6 protein-coding genes are annotated in these 3,536 nt (G+C 64.7%); 3 read left to right on the forward strand and 3 right to left on the reverse strand.

Features of this window, described 5'->3' with window-relative positions; all coding sequences use genetic code 11:
• The 3 genes from groEL to NTW26_00805 form a co-directional block, all read right to left on the reverse strand.
• The coding region (gene groEL, locus NTW26_00795; protein ID MCX7020812.1) for a chaperonin GroEL at nt 1-200 on the reverse strand (200 nt) is incomplete at its 3' end.
• Between the two features lie 36 nt (nt 201-236).
• Nucleotides 237-527: a co-chaperone GroES gene (groES, locus tag NTW26_00800; protein ID MCX7020813.1), complete on the reverse strand. Its 291-nt coding sequence runs from the start codon at nt 525-527 to the stop codon at nt 237-239.
• A gap of 188 nt (nt 528-715) precedes the next feature.
• On the reverse strand, nt 716-1,579 hold the full coding sequence (locus NTW26_00805; protein MCX7020814.1) for a prolipoprotein diacylglyceryl transferase: 864 nt from the start codon (nt 1,577-1,579) through the stop codon (nt 716-718).
• Between the two features lie 138 nt (nt 1,580-1,717).
• Between NTW26_00805 and NTW26_00810 the strand changes: the two genes are divergently transcribed.
• From NTW26_00810 to NTW26_00820, 3 genes are read left to right on the forward strand one after another with little or no spacing between them, the layout of a single operon-like run.
• Nucleotides 1,718-2,134, forward strand: a complete 417-nt coding sequence (locus tag NTW26_00810) for a thioesterase family protein (protein ID MCX7020815.1) — start codon at nt 1,718-1,720, stop codon at nt 2,132-2,134.
• Nucleotides 2,131-3,285: an aminotransferase class V-fold PLP-dependent enzyme gene (locus NTW26_00815; protein MCX7020816.1), complete on the forward strand. Its 1,155-nt coding sequence runs from the start codon at nt 2,131-2,133 to the stop codon at nt 3,283-3,285. The genes NTW26_00810 and NTW26_00815 overlap by 4 nt, the downstream gene beginning before the upstream one ends.
• Nucleotides 3,282-3,500 (forward strand): DUF3343 domain-containing protein, encoded by a 219-nt coding sequence (locus tag NTW26_00820; GenBank protein MCX7020817.1) that lies wholly within the window; start codon nt 3,282-3,284, stop codon nt 3,498-3,500. Before NTW26_00815 ends, NTW26_00820 begins: the two co-directional genes overlap by 4 nt.
• Nucleotides 3,501-3,536 lie beyond the last annotated feature (36 nt).

A 3,536-nucleotide genomic window follows, 5' to 3' on the forward strand; every position in this document is an offset into this window, starting at 1 on the left:
TTCTCGTAGTTGTCCTTCAGCTCAATCTCTTTGGCGACCGTCACGCCATCCTTGGTGATGGTGGGGGCGCCGAAACTTTTCTGCAGGATGACGTTGCGGCCACGGGGGCCCAGCGTCACCTTGACCGCCCGGGCGAGAATCGTCACGCCATCGAGCATATGTTTCCGGGCTTCCTCGGAAAATTCCAGGATCTTAGCCATCGGATGTCTCCTTAAAAACGAAAAGTGTGTCTTTCGCTACTCGATGACGCCCAGAACGTCGTCCTCGCGCATGATGATGTACTCCTCGCCGTCTATCTTGACCTCGTTGCCGGAGTACTTGCCGAAGAGAATCTCCTGGCCCTTCTTCAGGCGCATGGGGAGGACGGCGCCCTCCTCGGTGCGTTTGCCCTCGCCCAGCGAGACGACCTTCCCGCGCTGTGGTTTCTCCTTGGCCGTGTCGGGGATGATTATGCCGCCCGTGGTTTTCTCGGTCTCATCCACGAGGCGCTTGACCAGAATGCGGTCACCGAGAGGCTTGAACTTCATGGTCTCCTCCGGGAATAGCTGAGGTTGTTAAACAAACGAATCGAAACACTGGATACCGATAGTCCGATCGGTAGTAAAGCAAGCAGCGTGCCAAAGGAAATCGGCCAACACTGGCCGTTTTACGCCGCACCATCCCCGCGTTTAAAGCGCCACCTTGACATCGCCGCGGGGGAGAGTGCCTTTTTGGCCTAGCCGCGGCCCACCTTCTTTATCCTCGTCTTGAAAATCCTCCGCGCCGGCGGGTCCGTATAAACCTCTACCGCCGGGGAGGCTTTCGGCAAGAGACGCCACCAGGCCAGCCCCAGCAGCACGAAGCCGACGACGACCGCCCACTGGTTCGTCGTCAACCCCAGCCAGAAGGCCTGTTTGTCGCCCCGGAGGAAGTCCATCACGAAGCGGATTGCCCCGTAGCCAAAGCCGTACACGAGGAAGGTCGCCCCCTGGCGCCTTTTCTTCGCAAATTTCTCGAAAGCGATTATCCCTAAAAACAGAAGCAGGCTCAGTCCCGACTCCAGGAGCTGGGTCGGGATCAGCGGGACGCCCTTCAGCCCGCAGACCGAATCCGGGTGGGTGAAGGTGACGCCCCACCAGGCGTGGGTGGGTTTGCCGTAGCAGCACCCGGCGGAAAAGCAGGCCTGGCGCCCCAGAGCCTGGGCCAAAGGCAAGGCCCCGGCCAGGGCATCGGCCACCCCGAGGAACCCGATTCCCTCTTTACGACGGGAAATCAACCAGAGCGCCAGACCGCCTCCCAACAGGCCGCCGGTGATGCTGATGTTGCTCCGACCGAAGAGGAAACCCAGGGGATCGGCCCAGAAATAGTCCAACTGGAGGAAGACCGTGAGCAGCTTGGCCCCGAAAAGACCGGCTACGATGACGATCACCGACAGGAGGAGGACGTCGTCGAAGGGCAGACCGAGCATGCGCTTGCCGCGCCGGGCGAAGATGACGAGGCCGACGAGGATCGCCACCGTGAACCAGACGCCGTACCACCGGATATCGAAGGTCTCGCCGGTGAACGGGTTGGGTATGTCGCGGAGAAAAACGGGGTACATGGATACCTAGCTCGCGCAGGGGAGCGGCTATCTTACCAGACGGCCCCCGGCTTGTGAAGCGGCGCGGTTACTTCCGCCCGCTTGCCCGTCCCCGGCGAAACTTATATAATCGTGTAGCACACCGCCGAAGAGGGTTGCATGCCTCCACACACCATCACCCACCGTGTTCTCTACGCCGATACGGACCAGATGGGCATCGTCTACAACGTCAACTACCTCGTGTGGTTCGAGGCGGCGCGCACCGAGCTCCTCCGCGAGGCCGGCCTCCCCTACGCCGAAATGGAGCGGCGGGGCTACTACCTCCCCGCGGTGGAAACGGGTGCCAAGTTCTTGAGTAGCGCGCGGTACGACGACCTGGTCGAGGTCACCGCCGTGGTCGGCGAGCTCAGGCCGGCGAGCATGCGCATAGATTACGAGATCCACCGCGACGGCGAGCTCCTGGTCACCGGCTTCACCCGGCACGCGGTGACGAACCGGGACGGCACGCCCCGGCGTCCGCCGACCTGGCTTACAGACGCCTTCAATCGGTGTCTTCCAACCTCTGAACCCCGATGAGTGAGTCGAGATACATCTACCTGGACAACTCGGCCACGAGCTGGCCCAAACCGCCCGCCGTCGCGGAGGCCATGGCCCGTTTCCTCACCGAGGAGGGCGGTTCGGCGGGGCGCGGTTCCCACACCCGGGCCATCCATGCCTCGGAGTCGGTATTCGCGGCGCGGGAGGCGGCGGCCCGGCTCCTGGGCGTGACGCGGCCGCAGCGCATCTGCCTGGGATCCGGCGCCACCTGGGCCCTGAACCAGGCGCTCTACGGACTCTTGAAACCCGGGGACCGCGTCCTGGCCTGCATCACCAACCACAACGCCGTGCGCCGGCCGCTCCTGGACCTGGCCCGCCGGGGGGTCATCGGGCTGGACTGGTTCGCCCCGGCCGATCACACCCGGCCCCACGATCCCGCCGACCTGGACCGCCTGCTCGCCGAGAAGTGGCCGAGGATGCTCTGCCTGAACCACGTATCCAACGTCCTGGGAACCGTCCAACCGCTCGCCGAGCTTACGTCGGTCGCCCACGCGCACGGCGCCCTGGTCCTGGCCGACATCGCCCAGGCCTCCGGCGTCGTCCCCCTGGAGCTTGAGAGGTGGGGCGTGGACGTGGCCGCCTTCACCGGCCACAAGGGGATGCTCGGACCCCAGGGCACCGGCGGGCTGTACGCGGCCCCGGGCGTCGAGCCGATTCCCCTCATGCGCGGGGGCGGCGGGACGCCAATCGCCGAGGACATGCCCGAAGAGCTGCCCGAGAGGCTCGAGTGCGGCACGTACAACGTCGTCGGCCTGGTGGGGTTCACCGCCGGCATCGGGTGGGTCCTCGACCGTGGCATGGAAGCGCTGCACCGGCAAAAGACCCGCCTCTTGAAAATGCTCCTGGACATCCTGGGAAAATACGGAGCCCGTCTGCTCGGCCCGCCCGACATCGAAGGCAGGGTTCCCCTCGCCGCGTTCACCATCCCCGGCCGGGACGTCAACCGGTTGGCCGCCGACTTAGAGGAACGCGGGGGGATTCAGGTCCGGACGGGCCTGCACTGCGCCCCGGGAGCGCACGAGCTGGCGGGCACGCGCGATACCGGAGCCGTGCGGGTCAGCCTCGGCCCCTTCAACACCGAAGACGACCTGGACGTGCTGGATCGAACGCTGGGGGAAATACTCAAGTGACGGATTTCGCTTACTACACCTTCGGCTCGAACACCCGGACCATGATGGCCTACCACTCGGCCGTCAGACAAGGGATCGAGGCGAAGCTCGTCCCCAACCCGCCGGGCGACCCCGACTGCAGCATGGCGGTACGCATCCCGGCCGAGAGCGAGGACCTGGCCGAGGAGGTCTGGACCGGTGCGGAAATTAGTTGGAAGATCAAGATGGTCGGCTAGCGTCCGGAAGTTTTAAAAAAGGCCGGGACCGCCGGC

The organism is bacterium, from assembly GCA_026398675.1.
Classification (GTDB): Bacteria; RBG-13-66-14; RBG-13-66-14; order RBG-13-66-14; family RBG-13-66-14; genus RBG-13-66-14.

Coding starts and splice junctions, on each gene's coding strand:
- groES (MCX7020813.1), bottom strand. CDS start 527: ATGAAGTTCAAGCCTCTCGGTGACCGCATTCTGGTCAAGCGCCTCGTG.
- NTW26_00805 (MCX7020814.1), bottom strand. CDS start 1,579: ATGTACCCCGTTTTTCTCCGCGACATACCCAACCCGTTCACCGGCGAG.
- NTW26_00810 (MCX7020815.1), top strand. CDS start 1,718: ATGCCTCCACACACCATCACCCACCGTGTTCTCTACGCCGATACGGAC.
- NTW26_00815 (MCX7020816.1), top strand. CDS start 2,131: ATGAGTGAGTCGAGATACATCTACCTGGACAACTCGGCCACGAGCTGG.